The 21,323-nt window shown below is 62.1% G+C and carries 20 protein-coding genes; 13 read left to right on the forward strand and 7 right to left on the reverse strand.

Going from position 1 to position 21,323, the window contains the following annotated elements; genetic code table 11:
* Nucleotides 1–22: 22 nt before the first annotated feature.
* From glcD to glcF, 3 genes are read left to right on the forward strand one after another with little or no spacing between them, the layout of a single operon-like run.
* On the forward strand, nt 23–1,522 hold the full coding sequence (gene glcD / locus FGL86_RS10205) for a glycolate oxidase subunit GlcD (RefSeq protein WP_147184464.1): 1,500 nt from the start codon (nt 23–25) through the stop codon (nt 1,520–1,522).
* A 36-nt stretch (nt 1,523–1,558) separates the two neighbouring features.
* On the forward strand, nt 1,559–2,617 hold the full coding sequence (gene glcE, locus FGL86_RS10210) for a glycolate oxidase subunit GlcE (RefSeq protein ID WP_425468284.1): 1,059 nt from the start codon (nt 1,559–1,561) through the stop codon (nt 2,615–2,617).
* Nucleotides 2,618–2,619: 2 nt separating this feature from the next.
* On the forward strand, nt 2,620–3,855 hold the full coding sequence (gene glcF / locus FGL86_RS10215) for a glycolate oxidase subunit GlcF (protein WP_147184466.1): 1,236 nt from the start codon (nt 2,620–2,622) through the stop codon (nt 3,853–3,855).
* Between the two features lie 57 nt (nt 3,856–3,912).
* On the opposite strand, the gene FGL86_RS10220 is transcribed toward glcF, so the two are convergent.
* The 4 genes from FGL86_RS10220 to FGL86_RS10235 all read right to left on the reverse strand — a co-directional run bounded on the left by FGL86_RS10220 (nt 3,913) and on the right by FGL86_RS10235 (nt 8,200).
* The gene (locus tag FGL86_RS10220) at nt 3,913–4,356 is read right to left on the reverse strand and encodes a universal stress protein (protein WP_147184467.1); all 444 of its coding nucleotides are present in this window, start codon (nt 4,354–4,356) and stop codon (nt 3,913–3,915) included.
* 112 nt (nt 4,357–4,468) lie between these two features.
* Nucleotides 4,469–5,551 (reverse strand): TIGR01620 family protein, encoded by a 1,083-nt coding sequence (locus tag FGL86_RS10225; protein WP_246131590.1) that lies wholly within the window; start codon nt 5,549–5,551, stop codon nt 4,469–4,471.
* Nucleotides 5,548–6,939: a YcjX family GTP-binding protein gene (locus tag FGL86_RS10230; RefSeq protein WP_147184468.1), complete on the reverse strand. Its 1,392-nt coding sequence runs from the start codon at nt 6,937–6,939 to the stop codon at nt 5,548–5,550. Before FGL86_RS10230 ends, FGL86_RS10225 begins: the two co-directional genes overlap by 4 nt.
* 79 nt (nt 6,940–7,018) lie before the next feature.
* Complete coding sequence (locus tag FGL86_RS10235) at nt 7,019–8,200, reverse strand: MFS transporter (protein ID WP_147184469.1); 1,182 nt, start codon at nt 8,198–8,200, stop codon at nt 7,019–7,021.
* 91 nt (nt 8,201–8,291) lie between these two features.
* On the opposite strand from FGL86_RS10235, the gene FGL86_RS10240 reads away from it, so the two are divergent.
* From FGL86_RS10240 to FGL86_RS10265, 7 genes are all read left to right on the forward strand, one after another.
* A complete protein-coding gene (locus tag FGL86_RS10240; protein ID WP_147184470.1) occupies nt 8,292–8,840 on the forward strand; it encodes a DUF924 family protein in 549 nt (182 codons plus the stop codon).
* 58 nt (nt 8,841–8,898) lie between these two features.
* Nucleotides 8,899–9,141, forward strand: a complete 243-nt coding sequence (locus FGL86_RS10245; protein ID WP_147184471.1) for a GlsB/YeaQ/YmgE family stress response membrane protein — start codon at nt 8,899–8,901, stop codon at nt 9,139–9,141.
* A 173-nt stretch (nt 9,142–9,314) separates the two neighbouring features.
* Nucleotides 9,315–11,003, forward strand: coding sequence for a catalase (locus FGL86_RS10250; RefSeq protein WP_246131591.1), 1,689 nt, complete (start codon nt 9,315–9,317; stop codon nt 11,001–11,003).
* 8 nt (nt 11,004–11,011) lie between these two features.
* The gene (locus FGL86_RS18150; RefSeq protein WP_246131592.1) at nt 11,012–11,455 is read left to right on the forward strand and encodes a DJ-1/PfpI family protein; all 444 of its coding nucleotides are present in this window, start codon (nt 11,012–11,014) and stop codon (nt 11,453–11,455) included.
* Nucleotides 11,456–11,623: 168 nt separating this feature from the next.
* Complete coding sequence (locus FGL86_RS10255; RefSeq protein WP_147184472.1) at nt 11,624–14,104, forward strand: DUF1266 domain-containing protein; 2,481 nt, start codon at nt 11,624–11,626, stop codon at nt 14,102–14,104.
* Between the two features lie 84 nt (nt 14,105–14,188).
* Complete coding sequence (locus FGL86_RS10260) at nt 14,189–14,776, forward strand: C40 family peptidase (RefSeq protein ID WP_246131593.1); 588 nt, start codon at nt 14,189–14,191, stop codon at nt 14,774–14,776.
* Between the two features lie 87 nt (nt 14,777–14,863).
* Nucleotides 14,864–16,051, forward strand: a complete 1,188-nt coding sequence (locus FGL86_RS10265; protein WP_147184473.1) for an MFS transporter — start codon at nt 14,864–14,866, stop codon at nt 16,049–16,051.
* Here the strand turns inward: FGL86_RS10265 and msrA are convergent.
* Nucleotides 16,048–16,707, reverse strand: a complete 660-nt coding sequence (gene msrA, locus FGL86_RS10270) for a peptide-methionine (S)-S-oxide reductase MsrA (protein WP_147184474.1) — start codon at nt 16,705–16,707, stop codon at nt 16,048–16,050. The two genes, FGL86_RS10265 and msrA, sit on opposite strands and share 4 nt — an antisense overlap.
* 129 nt (nt 16,708–16,836) lie before the next feature.
* Between msrA and FGL86_RS10275 the strand changes: the two genes are divergently transcribed.
* The gene (locus FGL86_RS10275) at nt 16,837–18,999 is read left to right on the forward strand and encodes an FAD-dependent oxidoreductase (protein ID WP_147184475.1); all 2,163 of its coding nucleotides are present in this window, start codon (nt 16,837–16,839) and stop codon (nt 18,997–18,999) included.
* Nucleotides 18,999–19,652: a CDP-alcohol phosphatidyltransferase family protein gene (locus tag FGL86_RS10280; RefSeq protein WP_147184476.1), complete on the forward strand. Its 654-nt coding sequence runs from the start codon at nt 18,999–19,001 to the stop codon at nt 19,650–19,652. Before FGL86_RS10275 ends, FGL86_RS10280 begins: the two co-directional genes overlap by 1 nt.
* 31 nt (nt 19,653–19,683) lie before the next feature.
* Here the strand turns inward: FGL86_RS10280 and FGL86_RS10285 are convergent, their stop codons facing one another.
* Nucleotides 19,684–20,166, reverse strand: a complete 483-nt coding sequence (locus tag FGL86_RS10285) for an FKBP-type peptidyl-prolyl cis-trans isomerase (protein ID WP_147184477.1) — start codon at nt 20,164–20,166, stop codon at nt 19,684–19,686.
* A 194-nt stretch (nt 20,167–20,360) separates the two neighbouring features.
* Between FGL86_RS10285 and FGL86_RS10290 the strand changes: the two genes are divergently transcribed.
* The gene (locus FGL86_RS10290; RefSeq protein WP_147184478.1) at nt 20,361–20,645 is read left to right on the forward strand and encodes a hypothetical protein; all 285 of its coding nucleotides are present in this window, start codon (nt 20,361–20,363) and stop codon (nt 20,643–20,645) included.
* A 101-nt stretch (nt 20,646–20,746) separates the two neighbouring features.
* On the opposite strand, the gene FGL86_RS10295 is transcribed toward FGL86_RS10290, so the two are convergent.
* Complete coding sequence (locus tag FGL86_RS10295; protein ID WP_147184479.1) at nt 20,747–21,220, reverse strand: outer membrane lipoprotein; 474 nt, start codon at nt 21,218–21,220, stop codon at nt 20,747–20,749.
* Between the last annotated feature and the right edge of the window lie 103 nt (nt 21,221–21,323).

The following is a 21,323-nucleotide window of genomic DNA, read 5'->3' on the forward strand; positions in this document are numbered from 1 at the left end:
CGATAATTGACGAGGAACACCTATGAATATTCTCTACGACGAGCGCCTCGACGGGTTGCTTCCCACCCTGGACAAGGCACAGGTACGCGAACGGCTTACGCAGACGCTACCGGACATGACCCTGCTGCATCGGGAGGAAGACCTGCGACCCTTCGAATGCGACGGGCTGTCCGTCTATCGGGTAGTGCCGATGCTGGTGGCCATGCCCGATACCTTGGCGCAGATCGAAACCCTGATGAAAACCTGCTACGAGCTGCAGGTGCCGGTGGTGACCCGAGGCGCTGGCACCGGGCTTTCCGGCGGGGCGCTTCCCCTGGAGAAGGGCGTGCTGCTGGTGATGACCCGTTTCGCCAAGATTCTCGATATCGATCCGGACGCACGTACCGCCCGGGTCCAGCCCGGGGTGCGCAATCTGGCGATTTCCGAGGCCGCCGCGCCTTACGGCCTTTATTACGCGCCGGACCCGTCGTCCCAGATTGCCTGTTCCATCGGCGGCAACGTGGCGGAGAACGCCGGCGGCGTGCACTGCCTGAAATACGGCCTGACGGTGCACAACGTGCTCGAGGTGCAGGTGATCACCATCGAAGGCGAGCGCATGACCCTGGGCTCAGCCGCCTTCGATGCCCCGGGCTTCGATCTGCTGGCGCTGTTCAACGGCTCCGAGGGCATGCTCGGGATCATCACCGAGGTCACCGTCAAGCTGCTGCCCAAGCCGGAAGTCGCCAAGGTGCTGATGGCAAGCTTCGATGACGTGGAAAAAGCCGGAAAAGCGGTGGGGGATATCATCGCCGCAGGCATCATTCCCGGCGGCCTGGAAATGATGGACAAGCTGGCGATCCAGGCGGCGGAGGATTTCATCCAGGCGGGCTACCCGGTGGAGGCGGAGGCGATCCTGCTGTGCGAGCTGGATGGGGTGGAAGCGGACGTGAACGACGACTGCGCCACGGTGCGCGGTGTGCTCGAGCGGGCCGGCGCCACAGAGGTTCGACAGGCGCGAGACGAGGCGGAGCGGGCGCTGTTCTGGGCCGGACGCAAGAACGCCTTCCCCGCGGTGGGGCGGCTGTCGCCGGACTATTACTGCATGGACGGCACCATTCCCCGGCGGGAATTGCCCCGAGTGCTCAAGGGTATCGCGGAACTCTCTCAGGAATACGGCTTGCGGGTGGCCAATGTCTTTCATGCGGGAGATGGCAACACGCATCCGTTGATCATGTTCGACGCCAACCAGCCCGGGGAACTGGAAAAAGCGGAAACCGTGGGCGGCAAGATTCTCGAACTTTGTGTCGAGGTCGGCGGCTCGATCACCGGCGAGCACGGCGTGGGCCGCGAAAAGATCAATCAGATGTGCGTGCAGTTCCAGCCGGACGAGCTGGCCGTCTTTCACGCGGTCAAGGCCGCCTTCGACGAGAAGGGTCTGCTCAACCCCGGCAAGAATATTCCCACGCTGCACCGCTGCGCGGAATTCGGCGCCATGCATGTTCACAAGGGACAGCTGCCGCATCCGGAACTGCCGCGCTTTTGAGGGTTGACGATGAATATTGATGGACAACAAAGGGATATGACGGAGGCGCTGTGCGAGAAAGTGCGCCAGGCCAACGCGGACAAGACGCCGCTGCGTATCGAAGGCGGCGGCACCAAGGCGTTCTACGGGCGCCCAGTGTCAGTGAAAGGAGTGGAAGGGGAGGCGCTTTCCACCCGCGAGCATTGCGGTATCACTCATTACGATCCGGTGGAGCTGGTGATCACCGTGCGCGCCGGCACGCCGCTTGCGCAGTTCGAGGCAGCGCTGGCGGAAAATCACCAGCAGCTCGGCTGCGAGCCGCCGCACTTCGGTAGCACCGCCACCGTGGGGGGCATGGTCGCCGCCGGCCTGTCCGGGCCGCGTCGTCCCTGGGCGGGGGCGGTGCGGGATTTCGTGCTGGGTACCCGGCTGATTACTCACGAAGGCAAATCGCTGCGCTTCGGCGGCGAGGTGATGAAGAACGTCGCTGGCTACGATCTGTCCCGGCTGATGGTGGGTGCCCAGGGCACCTTAGGGGTGATCGCGGAAGTCTCCTTCAAGGTGCTGCCCAAGCCTGCCGCCATCCACAGTCTGCGCCTGGAAATGCCACTGGAAAAGGCGTTCCAGCGGCTCGCCGAATGGGGGCGCGAGCCCTTGCCCCTTACCGCCGCCGCCTATCACGATGGTGCGCTGCATTTGCGTCTGGAGGGCGGTAAGAGTTCCGTTGCCGCCACCGCCGCACGTCTTGGCGGTGACGAGTTGCAAGGACGGTTCTGGCAGGAACTGCGGGAGCAGCGATTGCGCTTTTTCGACAGCCAGGATTCACGGCCGCTATGGCGACTATCGCTGCCCAACAACACCCCGACTCTGGCGCTGGATGGCGATGTGCTATATGACTGGGCCGGCGCCCAGCGCTGGCTGAGAAGCGACATGGCCCCTGACCGACTGCGGGAAGAAGTCGCGCGCGCCAAAGGCCACGCTACCTGTTTTACTCTCGGCGTGGCGGAACCCTTTATGCCGCTGGCACCAACCGTGGCCAAGTATCACAAGCGGCTCAAGGAACGGCTCGACCCTCACGGCATCTTCAACCCCGGCCGGCTTTACGCGGAGCTCTAGTCATGCAAACCCATTTCACCGAGGCGGACCTGCAGAAGCCACATCTTCGCGAGGCGGAGCGGGTGCTGCGTACCTGCGTGCACTGCGGCTTCTGCAACGCCACCTGCCCCACCTATCTGCTGCTCGGCGACGAGCGGGACGGCCCTCGCGGGCGCATCTATCTGATGAAGGAGCTGCTGGAAAGCCGCGACGACGACGCGGAGGTTACTCGAGAAACCCAGACGCATCTGGATCGCTGTCTGACCTGCCTCAACTGCGAAACCACCTGCCCCTCCGGGGTGCAATACCACAAATTGTTGGATATCGGCCGGGCGGAAGTCGAGCGTCGCGTGGGTCGCACGCCCAAGGAGCGGGCGCTGCGTTTCGGCTTGCGCCAGGCGCTGGTCGAGCCGAGGCGTTTCAAGGCACTGCTCAAGCTGGGCCAGACGTTTCGTCCGCTGGTGCCCGGCACGCTCAGGGACAAGATGCCTGCCAAGCCGGTGGAACCGGGCAAGCGTCCGGCGGGGCAACAACACCCTCGCCAGATGTTGATTCTCGAAGGCTGCGTGCAGCCCGGACTTTCGCCGAATACCAATGCCGCCACGGCGCGGGTGCTCGATCGACTGGAGATCGGTCTGATGGCCTCGCCCAAGGCCGGCTGCTGCGGCGCCGTGGATTATCACCTCAATGCCCAGCAGGCAGGGCTTGACCGTGCACGGACCAATATCGACGCCTGGTGGCCGGCCATCGAAGACGGCTGTGAGGCCATCGTCCAGACCGCCAGCGGCTGCGGGGCCTTCGTCAAGGAATACGGTGAGCTTTTGGCAGAGGATCCGGATTACTGCGAGAAGGCCGAGCGGGTCAGCGCCTTAGCCAAGGATCTGGTCGAGGTGCTGCGAGAAGAGGATTTGGAAAAACTGAACGTGGAAGCGTCTCGCAAGCTGGCGTTTCACTGCCCTTGCACCTTGCAACACGCCCAGAAGCTGGGCGGTGCGGTGGAGCAAGTGCTGGTCAAACTGGGGTTCGAGCTCGCACCGGTGCAAAACGCCCATCTGTGCTGCGGCTCGGCGGGCACTTATTCGATCACCCAGCCAGCACTGGCGCATCAACTTCGCGACAACAAGCTCGATGCCCTGGAAGCCGGCCGTCCGGAAATGATCGTTACCGCCAATATCGGCTGCCAGACTCATCTGAACGGCGCCGGAAGAACCCCGGTGAGGCATTGGATCGAAATCGTCGACGACGCGCTTTGCCGATAAAAAAATACGACATGAAAAAGCGCCCGAAGAGGGCGCTTGGATCATTGTGGATGTTGCTCAACGCACGGTGATCACGGTGCTCTTGGCGTTGTGAGTCACCTTGTGGGACACGCTGCCCATGATCAGCCCGCCGAAACCGCCCAGGCCGCGGCTGCCCAGCACGATGGCTTCGACTCCGAGATCCCTGGCCTTGTTGAGGATCAGTCGGGAAGGATCGCCCTGCTCGACGTGGGTCTCGATCTTGAAATCGCCATTTTCCTGGGCTTCCGCCTTGGCGCCTTCGACGACTTTCCTGCCGGCGGCGGTGACCTGCTTGCTGCTGGCCTCCATGGGAATCGCGCCGATACCCCATACCAGCACCGTATCGTGAGACAGGGATTCCGGGATATGCAGAATATGCAGCGTTGCATTGTCTTCTTTCTTGACCAGATGACAGGCCACGTTGAGGGCTTTCTTGGAGTTTTCGGAGCCGTCTACCGCTACTAGAACCGTGTTGAACATGTTGTGTCCTCCTTGTATGCATAAGGCTAGCTTATTCAGTCTTGATGCCAGTGCTGTTGATATAAATCAAGCCTACGTCGATTGGCTCAGATTAACCTTACCTTAATTCAATCTAGCCGGGGGGCTGCGTGTCCCTGGTTTCGAGTTGACGCAGGCGTTGCCACAGATCCCGACGTAAATCCCCCAGCCGTGGTGCCTGGCCAGTTTCGAAGGGCAGGGGGCGTGCCAGCCCTAGGGTTCGCAGCCCAAGGCGCGCACTCAAGAGTCCAACGCCGAGCCCCTGGCCAGCTCGAGTGGAGAGCCGGCCCGCCAGGTTCATGGATAGAAGTCCCATGCCGGCATCGCTGGCGATCTCGCTGGCCCCGGCAAAGGCCATATTGTAAAGCACCTGGCGCAGCAGCTTCAGGCGGCTGGCATAGCCGAGTTCCAGACCGTAGAGCCGCGCTAGGCGATCAATCAAGGCCAGGTTTCGCCAGGCCACAAGCCCCATATCCACCAGGGTCATGGGGCTGACCGCCACCATGATGGCGGTATCGCTGGACATGCGGGAAATCAGCCGTCGTGCCTCCCGATCTCGCGGGGCGAGCAGATGATGTGCCAGCAAGGCGCGTATCTCGGCGCCGTCGTGATGGCTTTCCTTGGCCGCCAGAAAGTTTCGCCAGTGTGGATGATCCTTGTCCAGATCCAACTGCTGACGCAAGGTATCCGCCAGGTCCAGCGCCTGCCGAGTACTGGCGCCCTCCAGATCATCGAGCTTTTCCCGCAGCCGGCCGTGGCGCCGCAGTCGGCGCAGCCGCCATAGCTCCTTCAATAGCGCCACCGTGCCAAGCCCCAGAGCGGTCAGCCCCAGCAGGCTCCAGGCGCCGGCCAGCCAGTCGCCGCCCAGGGCAGCGGCGTAAATCGTTTGCCCCGCCTCCACCACTCCCAAACCCAAGGCGCCGGTCAGCAGAAAAAGTAACCCGAAGCGGCGCTTGCGTGGCCGGGCCAGGCTAGCGGCCAGCGCATCCTCTGTTGAGCTCGGTGTATCCCGAACCGTCAGGGGCTGAGTTTCCTGACCGCTCTCGAAGCGCTCCGTGGGGCGCGGGTCCCGAAACGTCGATGACGATAGATCCCCCTCGCCAGGATCCATTTCGTCGAGGGAGAAACGCTGGGCGGGGCGGGGCGAGGCCGGTTTGGAATGAGTCGGTTTGCTCATCGCAGTTTGTCTCCAATCAGCCAGTCCAAGGCCGCGTCCATGCGGATATGCGGTAGCGCGCCGCTTGCCCGGGGCAGCGGACGAAAGGCGGTGAAATCGAAGCCTTGGCGGGCCCAGAAGGCATCGTCCGGCAAGCGAGGCGGCACCTCGCCGGGAAATATCAGCGTATCCTCGCCTTCCAGGGTGGTGCCCTTGAGCACCGGCTGGGTTTGTCCCTGGCGAGTCAGTTCTCGCGCCTCTGTGGCGCGAATCGACGCCAGAGAAAGCGCCTTGACCGGCACGTTGGCAAAGCGCAGATCCTTGAGCGGCTCCGCCAGCAGCGCTTCGAGCAGGGTCGTCAGGTTGGCATGCTGCTCCGGAGTGACGTGATCCGCCTTGGTGGCGGCGATGGCCAGGCGGTCGATACGCGGGGCGAACAGCCGGGAAAGCAGACTGCGCTTGCCGTAGTCGAAGCTTTTCATCAGCGCGGAAAGCGCTCGTGAGAGATCCGCGAAGCGCTCCGGTCCGGCATTCAAGGCACCCAGCACGTCCACCAGCACGATCTGGCGATCGAAGCGGCGAAAGTGTTCTCGATAGAAGGGTTTGACGATATGCCGCTGATAGTGGGCGAAACGTCGGGCCAGGGTCTGGTAGACGCTGCGCTTGGGTAGAGCCGCGAGTTGCTTGGGATCCATGCCATCGAGCCCGGGCAGGGGGAAGAACTGCAGCACCGGCGCGCCTTCCAGGTCACCGGGCAAGAGAAAGCGCCCGGGCTGCAGATCGGAAAATCCCGCCTCCCGGGCAGCGCGGAGTCCTTGAGCGTAGGCTTCGGCAATCGTCGCCAATCGCGCCTCGTCCGCCTCATCCTCCGGGGAAATATCCTCGACCGCCGCCAGCCAGTCCTGCATCAATCCGCGACGCTCGCTGCCCAGCGTCTGTTGCTGGATAAGGCACCAGCTCAAGTAGTCGTGTTCCAGCAGGGGCAGGTCGAGCAGCCATTCCCCGGGATAGTCGAACAGATCCAGGCTCAGACGACGGGTTTCGCTACCCAGCAGGGAGGAGCGCTTCGGTCGATAGCGGATCGACAGGCGCAGTTCGCTGATGCCTCGGGTTGGGTTAGGCCAGGTTGGCGGCTTGGCGTCCAGCGCCGCCATGGCCTGATCGAAGGGAAAGCGCGGCACGCTCAGGTCCGGCTGATCGACCCGCTGCGCCCCCAGCAGGCGCCCCTCCCGAGCGGCGGGCAGCAGGTCCAGACGGGCTTCCAGCCCCGCATGGCGCAGCTGGTTGACCAGGGAGGTCAGAAAGGCGGTCTTGCCGGCGCGCGACAGACCGGTCACCGCCAGGCGCAGCTGGCGGTCGCGACCGCGTTCGACGAGGTTCTGCAGCTCCCGGGGGAAAAACGTTGGCATGGGATATAGTGTTCCGTTCCGTCCTGAATGGCGTTTCGTGGTGGCTTATATCTAGTGGCTTATATCTAGTGGCTTATATCTAGTGGCTTATATGCGGCTGCTCTGGACGTCCGACAAGCCGCTGCCAGCCGATAGTAGCGATGGGCATCAGAGCGAGGGGAATCAGCACGCCGTTGAGGGTGGCCCAGCCCAGCCTGTCCACCAGACTGCCCGCCAGCAGAGCGGTGATCGCCACGGTGGTGAATACCAGGAATTCGTTGGTGGCCTGGGTGCGCGCCTTCTCCGCGGGACGATAGGTTTCCGTCAGCAGGCCGGTGGCGGGCAGGAAGGTGAAATTCCAGCCCAGCCCCAGCAGGATCAGTCCCAGATAGAATCCCGTCACGCCCAAAGAGAGCTGAGCCACCAGGCCGCTGGCCGCCAGCAGCAGGCTGCCCAGCACGATCATGGTCCGGGCGCCGAAGCGGGCGGTCAAATGGCCGGTCACGAAGGAGGGCAGGAACATCGCCAGCACATGCCATTGAATAGTGATGGCGACCTGATGAAAGGAAAACCCTTCCGCCGCCATGGCCAGGGGCGTGGCGGTCATCGCCAGGTTCATGACGCCGTAGCCGATCAGGGCGGCCACCACCGCGACGATGAAGATCGGCTGGCGGACGATCGTGCCGAGCGGACGCCCTCGCCCCTCATCGGCGTGAGTCTGCTCCGGCGGCGGCAAACGAATCGTTGTCAGGATAATCAGCGCAACCAGATACAGCGCGCCAAGCCCCAGGAAGCTGCCAAGGAAAGGGGTATCGCCGAGTTCCCGGCTGATCTCCGCAAGCCAGGGGCCGAAGAATGCCGCCAGCACGCCGCCGCCCATGACCAAGCCGATAGCTCGATCGCGGAGTGCTATCGGAGCCGCCTCTACCGCGGCGAAGCGGTAGAGCTGGCCGAAGCCGATACCGATGCCGATCAGCCAGGTGGCGAACATGAACAGCGAAAACTGCTCGATAACCAGCGCCTGAGCGGCCACCCCCACGCCGATCAGCCCCATCATGTTTCCCAGCACGAAACCCCGCTTGCGCCCCAGCCGTGCCATGATCAGCGAGGCGGGAATGGTCGCGCACATCAGCCCCAGCCACTGGGTTGCCACCGGCGCCGTCGCCCAGGCCGGGTCCGGCGCAAGCCTCGCACCGATCAGGGGCGACACCGCGATCAACAGGATGTTGCCGCTGACCAGCAGGGCTTGGCAAAGTGACAGCAGAAAAACGGTAAGAGGCATGTGACTTCCAGAAGGCTTGGCTAGACTGATGCGAACCTCGAGTCTAGCAAGGATAAGCAGGACCTAATAACGATTCAGGAGTGAATGACCGATGAGCGACGATCAGGAGCAGAGCGTGCTGTCTTTCTGGTTCGAGGAACTGGCGCCTCGCCAGTGGTTCGCCAAGAGCACGAAACTCGATCGACGGATCGACGAGCGCTTCGGCGCGCTTTGGCAGCGCGCCGCCCAGGGCGAGCTCTGGGGGTGGCGGGGATCTCCCGGGGGCCGGCTGGCGGAAATCATCGTGCTCGATCAGTTTTCGCGCAATATCCATCGCGACACGCCCCAGGCCTTTCAGCAGGATGTGGCGGCGTTGATACTGGCCCAGGAGGCGGTGGCGCAAGGCGCGGACCGTCAACTTGATGCACCGCAAAAAGCGTTTCTGTACATGCCTTACATGCACAGCGAATCCCTGGCGGTACATGACGAGGCGCTGCGCCTGTTCGATCAACCGGGTCTCGAGGATCAGCTCCATTACGAGCATCGTCATCGGGAAATTCTCGAGAAATTTGGACGTTACCCGCATCGCAATGCCATTCTAGGGCGGGAGTCGACGAAAGAAGAGTTGGCGTTTCTGAAGACGCCGGGCTCTTCTTTCTGACAGCAGACTCCAATGAAGCGAATAAAACATCGAAAAACGTAATAAGGAGAGTACCTCCATGGGCTTTATTCTATGGTTGATCATCGGTGGCCTGGCGGGGTGGATCGCCGGCAACATCATGCGCGGCGGCGGCTTCGGACTGCTGGGCAATATTGGTGTCGGTATTGTCGGTGCGATATTAGGCGGCTTGCTGTTCAGTTTGTTGGGGCTGAAGGCTGGCGGATTTATCGGCTCCTTGGTCACGGCGGTTGTGGGGGCAGTGCTGCTGCTGTGGATCGTGGCTAAAGTGAAAAAATCATAGGTAAGTGCTATCGAAACGAAGAGTCAGGACAGGGGGACACGAATTGACTCTCGGCTTGCTCGAATTGCCTGCTTGTGCTGTTTTGAGTGGAAGTGGCAAAGTGGAATACAAGGAAGGACATGCCGGTGTCCTTCTTTTCTGATTGAACCATCATAAGCAAAGGAGTGTTTATCATGGCCGGTAGTCCTTATACCGAAGGTAATAGCGGCGATCCCAACGATACGGATTTCAAGACCGACGAGCACAGCAAGTCGGAACGTCTGGAACACTATCGTAGCGACGCGAAAGGCCACGACCTTCGCACCAACCAAGGGGTGCGAATCGCCGACAATCATAACTCCCTGAAGGCCGGCGAGCGCGGACCCACCCTGATGGAGGATTTCATCCTCCGGGAAAAGCTCAACCACTTCGATCATGAGCGCATTCCCGAACGCATCGTGCACGCCCGAGGCGCCGCCGCCCATGGCTATTTCGAGGCCTATGACAGCGCCGCCCAGTACTCCAAGGCGGCCTTGTTCAGCGAGGCCGGCAAGAAGACGCCGGTCTTCACGCGCTTCTCCACGGTGCAGGGCTCCCGCGGTTCCAACGACACGGTACGCGACGTGCGGGGCTTCGCGGTCAAGTTCTATACCGAGGAGGGCAACTGGGATCTGGTAGGCAACGACATGCCGGTGTTCTTCATGCAGGACGCCAGCAAGTTCCCGGATTTCGTCCACGCGGTGAAGCCGGAGCCCCACAACGAGATTCCCCAAGGCCAGTCCGCCCATGATACGCTGTGGGACTTCGTCTCGCTGTTTCCGGAATCCGCTCATATGGTGCTCTGGACCATGTCGGATCGGGCCTTTCCGCGGCATTTCCGCAACATGGAAGGCTTCGGCGTGCACAGCTTTCGCCTGATCGACAGGCAGGGCACCTCGCGCTTCGTCAAGTTTCACTGGAAGCCTTTGGCGGGTACCTGCTCGCTGATCTGGGACGAGGCCCAGAAGCTCTGGGGCCGCGATCCGGACTTCAACCGCCGGGCCATGTGGGAGGACATCGAGAACGGTGACTTCCTGGAATGGGAACTGGGTATCCAGGTGGTCGAGGAGCAAGACGAACACAGCTTCGACTTCGACATTCTCGATGCCACCAAGCTGATTCCCGAGGAGCAGGTGCCGGTCATTCCCATCGGCAAGATGGTGCTCAACCGCAACCCGGACAACTACTTCGCCGAGACGGAGCAGGTAGCTTTCAGCCCCGGGCACGTAGTGCCGGGCATCGATTTCAGCAACGATCCACTGCTGCAGGGACGGCTGTTCTCCTATCTGGATACCCAGATGCTGCGCCTGAGCGGGCCGAACTTTCACGAGATTCCCATCAACCGCCCGGTGTGCCCGTTCCACAACAACCAGCGGGATGCCCCCCATCGTCAGACCATCAACAAGGGCCAGGCTTCCTACGAGCCCAACTCCATCGACGACGGCTGGCCCAGGCAGACGCCTGCGGCGGCGGAAAACGGTGGCTACGAAAGTCATCATGAGCGGATCGATGCACATAAGGTACGGGCGCGCAGCGAATCCTTCGGCGATCACTACTCCCAGGCGCGGCTGTTCTGGAATAGCCAGACCGACGTGGAAAAGGAGCACATCATCGCCGCCTACACCTTCGAGCTCTCGAAGGTAAAGCGCCCCTACATCCGCGAACGCCAGATCAAGGAGATCCTGCCTAACATCGATCCGGAGCTGGCCCGTCGCGTCGGCGAGAATCACGGCATCCAGGCACCGAGTTCGCCGGTGGCGCCGGAAGGGGAGCTGGGCAGAAGTTCCCAGGAATCCTCCGAGGCGCTGAGCCTGATGGCGCGGCTGCCGGGCAATATCAAGTAGCCATCCTGGTGGCGGACGGCGTCGACGGCGAACAGGTCGAAACGCTCAAGACCCGGCTTTCGGAGCAGGGTGCCCAGGGCATGGTCATTGCCCCGAGCATGGCGCCGGTCAGCGCCAGCGGCGGTCAGAACGTGACCCCGGACGCCATGCTCAACGGCTTGCCTTCGGTGACCATGGACGCGGTGATCGTTCCCGGCGGCGAAAGTAGCGTTCAGACGCTCAAGGCCTCCGGCCAGGGCTGCTACTATCTTCAGGAAGCCTACAAGCATCTCAAGCCTATCGCCGCCCTGGGCGAGGGCGAGGTGCTGCTCGACGCGGCGGGGGTGGCCGCCGGTGAAGACGGCGTATTTCTGGGCGATACGGTAGAGAGTATTTTCGAGCCCTTCGCCAAGGTGCTGGGAGAGCATCGCGTCTGGTCACGGGATGGCAAGGCCAACGATATGCCCGCTTGAAGATGGCCTGTGTCGCCGTGATCCGTTCAACGCCCCGTCCACGGGGCGTTTTACATAAGCCCAGCGCGAAATAGCCAGAACCCTGATTTAGCGACGTTGAAGGCATCGGCGCGAGAGGCGCTTTCCGCTACACTAATCCGCCGATAATGCATTGCGTGAGGTGAAAACTTGGTCGATCCGCTGAATGCCTGGTGGGGACAGCAACTGGTGTTGTGTGATTGGGCCTTCGAGCCAGATCCCTGTGCGGTGAAGCCGTCTCTTGCCGCTTCACGTCTGGAAGAATTGGGTGTGCCGGATCGCGGCGAGCTGGGCTGGCGGCTCATCGAGGCGTTCGTCTCGGATCATCTGGCGCCGGCGAGGCAGCTACACGCCTTGGAACTGCTGGCTTTGGCGGCTGCCGCGGATTGGTTGTCCGTGCAGCGGGCGAGAGCCTGGATGGTGCAGCTGGCCGACAGGATTCATGCCCAGCATGCCGGTCTGGAGGACTGGCTGCAGGCGCTTCGCCGGGCTCGAGGAGCGGAAGGTTGGGCGCGTGGCGATCTTGGTTTCGTCGACGCCTGCGAGGCGCTGGCGACGCTGGAAAGCGAAGGCGACGGCGTGACCTGGGCGTTGCTGGGCAACTGTCTCGAAGCGGAACCTCGAGCCGAGCCGCCGTGGTCGAGCCTGCCAGGCCAACGTGTCTGGCGCCTGCGCGCGGCCTTTGCGCCGCCGCTATGCCTGCCCCCCCGGCAGGAACTGGATTGGCCCGACGTCGACGGCTGGCTCAAGCAGGAGTGGCAGGTGGAAGATCGGGCGGCGCTGATCCAGACTCTGCTATGGTTGGCCGGGCAGGGCGATCGCTACGGCTGGGACCTGGACGCGATTCGCCTGGTGGAACACACGCCCCAGGAGCGAACGGCCTGGTTGGACGGACTGGGCGAAGGGTTGGCCTATGGCCAGACTCTAATGCGCTTTCTCGAAAAGGGCGAACCCCTGGAATGGGCGGCCTGGGATTGGCTGCGGTTGGTGGATCTGGCCTACGCCGGCTGGTGCATGGAGTGGCTGAGCGAAGAGGAGGCGCAAGCCTTCGCCGCCCATGGCGCGGATCTGCTCGGGCGGCGCTACAGCGACTGGATCGCCGTGGTTCAAGCCTATCAGCGCGGACGAAGCCTGTTCGAAGGTCGCGACAACATGGCGGATATCCAGAATGATTGGGCCTTGCTGCTGCATTCTCCCGCCAGCCCCTGGCAGGAAACCCTGCAGACGCTGCTGGACGAGGAGACTCGAGAGGCCTCTCGACGGGCCATGCACGACCGGCGACGCGACCCTCGCCATTGGGTGCTGGCGTTGGCTTCCCTGCGCGCCCCGGAGCTATTGCAGCGTCAATGGCTGGATCTTCCCCCCGACGCCGCTCAGCGCAGCGAGGCCAGCCAGTACCTGCGCGATATTCTGGGCATTCATCCTCAGGAAGGCATCGCCGGCCTGGCGCGTTTCTGGCTACCCGCCCAGGCGCACCATCTCAACCAGCTGGCGGCGGACGCCAGCCACGGCGCCCTGCCTTTACCGGTCACACCCTTGGGTCGTGCCAGCCAGCCGGCAGTCGAACAGCGCGAGGCGCTCAAGGGCTGCGTTCGCCATGCCGCGACCATTCACATGGGGGAAAAATACGCCTTTTACCTGCAGATGGCCCTGGACAGCGGCGAGTTCGAGCCCCAGCGCCTCGAGCCCTTGATCGCTGCCCTACGCAGCGTGCTGTGTCATTTCTATCCATTTCCTCGGCGCCTGCTGGACGCCTGGGCCTGCTGGGACAAGACGTTGCCGGAGCTCGATGATCAGGGAAATCCCATCCCCTCGCTGGAAAAGGACATTCTCTGGCATCGCGACGATCCGGGTAGCCCTTTTCACTGGCTCGACTGGCAAGTGGTGTCTTCCCATTGGCAGGAGCCGGCGCCGCGGCCGAGTCTGTCGAAATTTACCGCGCTGTCCTTGGCGGGCCCCTTGAATGCCAACGTCTGGAGCGGACCCTGGCCGGAGAGCGAGCGGGAAGCTCAGGGCATCCGCGAATGGATCGACGGTCATTACGGCCTGCACGGCCCGGGGGAGCTGCAGGAGTTTCTTGAGTTCCTGCGTGAGGCCGGGGATCGACAGGACTATCAGATCAACTACGCGCCGTATACGCTGAATGTCAAACGGCTGGAGGCTGAAATCGCCATTCTCGAATCCGACGACTGCAGCGAGGAAGAGCGCCATCATCTGCTGCGGCTCAGGCGGGTACGGGACAACGAGGCGGATTGTAACGAGGTTGACATGGCTGCCTGGGACGTGGCGCAGCTGGTGGATCTGGCGATTGCCGGTCGTCAGCTGGCCTGGCTGGATCAGCCGCGCTTCGAGTCGCTGCTGGATGCCGCCCTGGCGCTGGCGGAGCGCCATTACGCAGGCTGGCAGGACTATGCTCGGGGGCTTTACGCGGGTTTTGCCTTCTTCATGGGAGAAACCGAAGAGCGGGACATGTTCTTGCAGGGCTTTCGCGACTCCCTGGTCGCCTGGCTGTGCGCGGCGCCGCCCCTGGCAGGCCCCTGGGCCAGTCTGGATTTTCCCGGTGCACGCCCGCGGCATTGGGCACCTTTGCATATCGACATCCTGCCCGGGGACCAGCGGCGGCTGCATTGAGCGAGATTCAGCGAGGCCAAATCCTCGCCAAGCATTTTATCGATCGCCTATAATCGAGCGAACGCTTCCACGCCAAGGTGGCCTATGGTTTTTCGTTGCCGCGAATCCATGCCTTTCGCGCTATTCTGCTTTGCCATTTGTTGTCTGATACTGACAGGCTGCGCGGGCGCGCCGAAAGAAGATTTCGCGCAAGGCTACGATGCCGATAGCTACTATGCCCGCAGCCTGCCTGGCTTGAGCGATTCGACCGGTGGCGACGGACAGTGGGCTTCTCCGGTACGCCGCGCCCTGCTGGAGGAGCATGCAAGCTGGGCAGGAACGCCTTACCGCCTGGGAGGCGACGATCGTTACGGTGTCGATTGCTCCGCCCTGGTGCAGAATATCTTCAGGAACCGCTTCCGGTTGAGTCTGCCCCGCACCACGACCGGACAGGTCAACCAGGGTAGACCGGTCAAGAAAGCGCAGCTGCACGCGGGAGACCTGGTGTTCTTTCGTCCCCCGGGCCCCTATAAGCATGTCGGTATCTATGTGGGAGACGGCTATTTCCTGCATGCTTCCACCTCTCAGGGCGTCAAGCTCTCGCGGCTCGACAATCGTTACTGGCAGCGCTACTACTGGCAGTCTCGTCGCCCGCTGGCGCGGGATCAGCTCGCCGCGCTGGTGGATCGCTAAGCGCTAGCCGCCGCTCGCCAATCTTTAATTGAATCCTGAACGGCCGCGCCTGTCGGCCGACTTTTTTGCACGCACTGGGAGCCAATCATGATAGAAGCCCGTAGCCGCCAATGGTGGCGGGCCACATCAGCGCTGTGCCTGGGGTCGTTTCTCGTCTTCATCAATCTCTACGTGGTGCAGCCTCTGCTGCCGGAACTGCGCCATACCTTCGGCATCTCCACCCTGGTCGCCAGCCTGCCCATGTCCTTGGCGACGTTGACTCTGGCCGCGTCGCTGCTGCTGTTCGGCTCGCTCTCCGACGCAATGGGACGGGGGCCCATCATGCGCGCCACACTGCTGCTGACGGCACTATGCTCACTGGTCATGTATTTCGCTCCAAGCTTCGAGAGCCTGGTGCTGCTTCGCATGCTGCAGGGGCTGATGATCGGTGGGCTGCCCTCGGTGGCGGTTGCCTGGATGGGGGACGAATTCGACAACCGGGCGCTGATGCTGGCGGTGGGGCTCTATATCAGCGCCAATTCCCTGGGCGGTATCAGCGGTCGCGTCGTCGGCGGCGTGGTGGCAGAACGGGTTGAATGGCACGGCGCTTTCCTGGCGGTAGGAATCTTCAGCCTGATAGGGGTCGCGCTGTTCTGGTGGCTGTTGCCCAAGGCGCAAAACTTCACGCCGACCCCGTTCAAGGCAAGAGTTGCCCTCGGCGCCATTCGCGATCATCTGCGCAATCCCCTGCTGCTGGCGGCCTATCTGATCGGCGGCCTGAATTTCATGGTATTCATCAACCAGTACAGCTATGTCACCTTTCGCCTGAGCGATGCGCCCTACAACTTGAGTGCGCAATGGCTGGGTCTGCTGTTCCTGACCTACCTGGGTGGCACTCTGGGGTCGGCGATTTCCGGGCGCATCGCTCAGCGCTTCTCGCAGCCGGTTTGCCTGATGCTGGGCATCGCTGTCTTCATGCTCGGCAGCCTGGCAACGCTAAGCGATTCTCTCCTGGTGATCGTCGCCGGTTTGACCGTCAACGCCTTCGGCTTCTTTTTCGCCCACTCCACTGCCTCGAGCTGGGTAAGCCGCAACGCACGACAATCTCGAGGCAGCGCCACGGCGCTTTACCTGGTGTTCTATTACCTGGGTGCGAGCATCGGCATCTTCTATCTGGAGCCCTTCTGGCTGGTAGCCGGCTGGCCCGGAGTGATCGCCGGCTCCTGGCTGATACTGCTGTTCACCCTGGGCACCGCGAACTGGCTGCGTCGTCGCAACGCGCGCTCTGCAACCTAGCGGCTGACGGCAACCTGGCCGTCTGCGCTCACACCGCCGGCTTCATCGCCCCAGATTTCCTCGAGACGCTCGACTCGCCCGCAGGCGGACTTGTAGAAACGGTAGCGCAGGGGATTCTTCTTGTAGTAGTTCTGGTGGTAGTCCTCCGCCGGATAGAAGACGCTGAAATCCTCGACGCGGGTGGCGACATTCTGATCGAAGCGCTCCCTTACAGCGTCCAAACTCGACTCCGCTCGAGTGCGCTGCTCGTCGTTCAGGGGAAAGATCGCGCTGCGATAGGAGTCGCCCCGGTCGCAGAACTGGCGGTTTTCCGCGAAGGGATCGATGTTGCGCCAGAAGACTTGGAGCAGTTCGTCATAGCTGACCCGCTCGGGATCGTACTCGACTTCCACCGCTTCCGCGTGGCCGGTATTCCCGCCGGTTACCTGCTCGTAGCTGGGATTATCGGTGTGTCCACCGGTGAAGCCGGAGGTGGTGGAAATCACGCCTTGTACCTTGTCGAAGGCTTCTTCCACGCACCAGAAGCAGCCCCCGGCGAATACGGCTTGCTGATTGTCCGCGGCCACTGCCTGGACCGTTCCCAGCAGCATGCCTCCGGCGAGCACGGCGCCGGCCAGGGTGGAAAACGTCGACAAGGCGAACCGGTGAGAGGGCATGAGAGATTCCTTTTAATGTGGGTCAACGCTTGGATAGCATTGAAAGATCAGGGTTCCTCAAGGATTAGCTATTGACCCCCGAGATGAATTCTTCATGCTTAGCGCTACCTTTTACAAGGAGCTTACCCTTTGAACCTCAAGCGCTGGATCATTCTTGCGGTAGTCATCGCCGCGATCGTCCTTTTCTTCGTCAGCGGCGCCTACGACGCTTTCAGTCTCGCTAACATCAAGGCGCAGCAGGCGAGCTTCCAAGCCTGGCTGGCGCGCGATCCCGTCACGGTGATCGGCGGCTTCTTCGCGATCTACGTCGCCATGGCGGCGCTTTCCCTGCCCGGGGCGGCCTTGTTGACCCTGCTCGGCGGCGCCTTGTTCGGCTTCGGTTGGGGACTCTTGATCGTTTCCTTCGCCAGCACCATCGGTGCGACGCTGGCCTTTCTGGTCGCCCGTACCCTGGCGCAACAGCCGCTGGAGCAGCGCTTCTCCCGTCAGCTGGCGCGCATCAATCAGGGCATCGCTCGGGAAGGCGCCTTCTATCTCTTCACCCTGCGGCTGATTCCGCTATTTCCGTTTTTCGTCATCAACCTGGTAATGGGGCTGACCCGCATGCGGGTGTGGACCTTCTACTGGGTCAGTCAGGTGGGCATGCTGCCGGGTACCGCGGTCTACGTCTACGCGGGCAGGGAGCTCGGCAGCCTGGAAAGCCTAGGAGGCATTCTCTCGCCGGGGCTGATCCTGGCCTTCGTGCTGATTGGCCTGTTTCCCTGGCTGGCCCGCTGGGGAGTGGAGTTCATCAAGCGTCGGCGTCTGGCGCGAATGTATCACAAGCCAAAGGGCTTCGATTACGACATCGTGGTGATAGGCGCCGGCTCCGCGGGTCTGGTGGCAAGCTATATCGCCGCGGCGGTCAAGGCCCGGGTGGCTCTGGTGGAAAGCAGCCAGATGGGCGGAGACTGCCTGAATACCGGCTGCGTGCCTTCCAAGGCGCTGATTCGCGCCGCTCGGAGCGCAGAGGAGATCCGGCAGGCGCCCAGGCTCGGGGTCAGCGCCGGCGAGCCTAAGATCGATTTCACCCAGGTGATGGCTCACGTGCACCAGGCGATCGCGCAGGTGGCACCACACGACAGCCGCGAGCGCTACGAAAGCCTCGGTGTCGAGGTGGTCGAAGGCAAGGCACGCCTGACCAGCCCTTGGGAGGTGCGGGTGGGAGAGCGGGTGCTGACTACCCGCCATGTAGTCATCGCTACCGGCGCGCGACCGCGGGTGCCGCAATTGCCCGGACTCGAGAAGACCCCGGTGCTGACCTCGGAAAACCTGTGGCAGCTTGAAAAACTGCCCGAGCGCCTTGTCGTCCTGGGTGGCGGCCCCATCGGCTGCGAGCTGGGACAGAGTTTCGCACGTCTGGGTAGCCAGGTGACCTTGATACAGCGAGCGGCTCAATTATTGCCTAAAGAGGACGTCAATATCGTTCAGGTACTGGCGAAGACGCTGACGGCGGAAGGAGTGCGGATTCATCTCAATACTCGGGCTGTCGGTATCGAGCCGGGGCCGTCCATCGGCGAGACCGCTCGAGTTCTGGTGATCGAGCGGGACGGCGAGCACGGTGTGGAAACCGAGCGGCTGGTATTCGATCGGCTGTTGGTGGCGGTGGGGCGCGAGGCGAACGTGTCGGGGCTTGGCCTCGAGGCCCTGGGCATCGAGACCCGGAATGACGGTACTCTCAACGTGGATGAAATGTTGCGCAGCCTGCATCCTAATATCTGGGCCTGCGGTGACGTGGCCGGGCCTTATCAGCTGACTCACGCCAGCGCCCACCAGGCCTGGCACGCCACGGTCAATGCGCTGTTCGGCGAGCTCAAGCGTTTCCGGGTCGATTATCGCAACCTGCCGGCGGTGACCTTCACGGAACCGGAAGTGGCTCGGGTGGGGCTTAACGAGAAACAGGCCAGGCGCGACGGTGTCGAGTTCGAGTTGACCCGCTATGAGTTCAGCGAGCTTGATAGAGCTATCGCGGATGCCCGCACCGAGGGCTTCATCAAGGTGCTGACGGTGCCCGGCAAGGACCGCATCCTGGGGGTTAGCATCGTCGGTCATGGCGCCGGCGAGCTGCTGAGCGAATTTACTCTGGCGATGACCCAAGGGATCGGGCTCAACAAGCTGCTGAGCACCATCCATCCTTATCCGACGCTTTCCGAAGCGGCCAAGAACAGCGCCGGCGTGTGGAAGAACGCACACAAGCCGGAGCGGGTGCTGGGCTGGCTGGAGCGGTATTTCGCCTGGCGGCGCTCGCGATAATGCTGGATCGCTGGACCATGCCCTGGATGCAGAGGCCTCTGAACCGGCTGCTTCCCGGGCTGATCGCCTGGAATATCAGGCCGGTGCAACTGCCCGTTGCCGGTTTTGTCATCGGCATGCTGGCGCTGCCTCTGCTGGCCTTCGAGCACTACGGCTTGGCACTACTGGCGATTGTGCTCAACCGCCTGGGGGACGGATTGGACGGCGCCTTGGCACGCCGAACCCAGCAAACGAGCGACGCTGGCGGCTTCCTGGATATCGGCCTGGATTTCGTCTTCTATGCCGCGGTGGTGCTGGGATTTGCCCTGGCGGATCCTGCCGGTAACGCGCTGGCCGCCACGTTTCTGCTGTTCGCCTTTATCGGCACCGGCACCTCGTTTCTCGCCTTCGCCATCGTGGCCAAGCGGCACGAGCTGGAGCGGCCCAGCTTCCAGCGCAAGGCGTTCTATTACCTGCACGGCCTGACGGAAGGCACGGAAACCCTGCTTGCCCTGGCGGCGTTCTGTCTGTGGCCGGCTCACTTCTCGCTGTTGGCGAGTCTATTCGCCATCGCTTGTCTCATCACCACCGCCACGCGGCTATGGGGCGGTTATCTGACCCTGCGGAACCTGGAAACACGGCAACAAAAAAGAGCGACAAAAGCCGCTCCTTGAATCGAAATTGCTATCAGGATCTGTCTGAAACCTAGTGTTCGACACCGCCTGCGCCATGCACGTGGCCATGCTCCAGTTCTTCCTGGCTGGCCTCGCGCACCTCGGTGATTTCCACATCGAAATTCAGGGTCTGGCCGGCCAGAGGATGATTGCCGTCCACGGTAACCGTGTCGCCTTCCACCTGGGTCACGGTGACCATCAGCGGCCCACCTTGGGTCTGTGCCTGAAACTGCATGCCCGGCTGGACGTCATCGACACCTTGAAACGATTCGATGGGAACTTCCTGTATCAGACCCGGCTGGTTTTCGCCGTAGCCTTCTTCAGGGGTAACCGTTACCTGAAGTTTCTCACCGCTTTCGCGTCCGGCAAGTTCCTTTTCTAGCCCCGGCACGATATTGCCGGCGCCGTGCAGGTAGGCGAGGGGCTCACGGCCTTCCGAGCTGTCCAGTACTTCACCCGCGTCGTTGGTCAGAGTGTAGTGAAACGCAACGACGGAATTTTGTGCGATTTGCATGAATAAACCTTCCGGTGAGTGCATGTCATTCTCATGGTAACGTGCCTGGCGCTGACTGTCAGGGGTAAAGCGGCATTTCTCAGGATGAGCGACGCGTCGATCGAGTTGCGTTGAATAGGCACGAGGGATACCCTTTGATCTGAATTTTTGCCCCCTCAACTTTGATATCTCGAAAATCGTAACGGAGTGATTCCATGATCGAGACCTTGATTTGGCTGATTGCCTTCGGCGTGATCCTGTTTTTGACCCTGAGAAGCTGGGAGGGCTCGCTGGGCCATTTCTTCGAGAAGAAAATGCCTGCCATTCTGGTCTCCGGAGGAGACGATCGCTGGGTGTGGTGCCCCGCCATTGCAATACTGCTGGCGACGTTCATCGTGAAACCGGTGGATATGCTTTTCACCTTGATCGTACTGGCCATCGTGGCCTGGGTCGCCAAGCTGATCATCGGCTGGGCGCTGAGCAAGGCCAAGCTACACTGAATCCGCTTTGAACAATCAACATTGGCTGGAATCGGCAAGGCCCGCAAGTCAACTTGCGGGCCTTGTCTCGTGAGGGCCTGGGGAATTTTTAAGTCTTTGTCTCAGTAGGGCGCCACGCTCAAGTTGGCGCCGCTGCCAATCAGGCGCACCCGCTGACCGACCTGGAAGTTGCGATCGGCTTTCTGCACCACCACGACGCTGCTGCCGGTATCGCGCTGCACCTCGATTTCCCAGGCATTGACGCGGTTGGCGCGATCCTCGACCTTGCCGCCGGCCACGCCGCCGCCAATGGCGCCGACCGCGGTAGCGATTTTTCGACCGGAACCGCCACCCACCTGATTGCCCAGCAAACCACCGACCACGGCGCCGCCCAGGCCGCCCAGCATGCTGGTATCCTGGCTACCTGCTTGAATCTGTACCGGGCGAATCGCGGTGATGGTGCCGAAATCGACGCTTTGGGCGGTCTGAGCCTGATTGCCTCGATAGACGTCGCCGCCGTAGGGTGCGGTATTGGCACAGCCGGCCAGCGTCAGCAGGCTCAAGGCGACAACAGGAAGATAATAAGTCGGTTTCATTGGCCGTTCTCCAAGGGGATTAGTTTTAAAACAGTGTTCTTTAACTAGATTAACGCAATCCATTTGTGTCCGCTACCCATCAGATCCTATCGCCGTACGTTGG

The sequence above is a fragment of the Pistricoccus aurantiacus genome, assembly GCF_007954585.1.
Classification (GTDB): domain Bacteria; phylum Pseudomonadota; class Gammaproteobacteria; order Pseudomonadales; family Halomonadaceae; genus Pistricoccus; species Pistricoccus aurantiacus.

Bases quoted from the DNA above. Each gene is read 5' to 3' on its own strand.
- FGL86_RS10260 (WP_246131593.1), top strand. From the start codon at position 14,189: ATGGTTTTTCGTTGCCGCGAATCCATGCCTTTCGCGCTATTCTGCTTT.
- FGL86_RS10295 (WP_147184479.1), bottom strand. From the start codon at position 21,220: ATGAAACCGACTTATTATCTTCCTGTTGTCGCCTTGAGCCTGCTGACG.
- msrA (WP_147184474.1), bottom strand. From the start codon at position 16,707: ATGCCCTCTCACCGGTTCGCCTTGTCGACGTTTTCCACCCTGGCCGGC.
- FGL86_RS10245 (WP_147184471.1), top strand. From the start codon at position 8,899: ATGGGCTTTATTCTATGGTTGATCATCGGTGGCCTGGCGGGGTGGATC.
- FGL86_RS10220 (WP_147184467.1), bottom strand. From the start codon at position 4,356: ATGTTCAACACGGTTCTAGTAGCGGTAGACGGCTCCGAAAACTCCAAG.
- FGL86_RS10285 (WP_147184477.1), bottom strand. From the start codon at position 20,166: ATGCAAATCGCACAAAATTCCGTCGTTGCGTTTCACTACACTCTGACC.
- FGL86_RS10290 (WP_147184478.1), top strand. From the start codon at position 20,361: ATGATCGAGACCTTGATTTGGCTGATTGCCTTCGGCGTGATCCTGTTT.
- FGL86_RS10265 (WP_147184473.1), top strand. From the start codon at position 14,864: ATGATAGAAGCCCGTAGCCGCCAATGGTGGCGGGCCACATCAGCGCTG.
- glcE (WP_425468284.1), top strand. From the start codon at position 1,559: ATGACGGAGGCGCTGTGCGAGAAAGTGCGCCAGGCCAACGCGGACAAG.
- glcD (WP_147184464.1), top strand. From the start codon at position 23: ATGAATATTCTCTACGACGAGCGCCTCGACGGGTTGCTTCCCACCCTG.
- FGL86_RS10225 (WP_246131590.1), bottom strand. From the start codon at position 5,551: ATGAGCAAACCGACTCATTCCAAACCGGCCTCGCCCCGCCCCGCCCAG.
- FGL86_RS10230 (WP_147184468.1), bottom strand. From the start codon at position 6,939: ATGCCAACGTTTTTCCCCCGGGAGCTGCAGAACCTCGTCGAACGCGGT.
- FGL86_RS10235 (WP_147184469.1), bottom strand. From the start codon at position 8,200: ATGCCTCTTACCGTTTTTCTGCTGTCACTTTGCCAAGCCCTGCTGGTC.
- FGL86_RS10250 (WP_246131591.1), top strand. From the start codon at position 9,315: ATGGCCGGTAGTCCTTATACCGAAGGTAATAGCGGCGATCCCAACGAT.
- glcF (WP_147184466.1), top strand. From the start codon at position 2,620: ATGCAAACCCATTTCACCGAGGCGGACCTGCAGAAGCCACATCTTCGC.
- FGL86_RS10280 (WP_147184476.1), top strand. From the start codon at position 18,999: ATGCTGGATCGCTGGACCATGCCCTGGATGCAGAGGCCTCTGAACCGG.
- FGL86_RS10240 (WP_147184470.1), top strand. From the start codon at position 8,292: ATGAGCGACGATCAGGAGCAGAGCGTGCTGTCTTTCTGGTTCGAGGAA.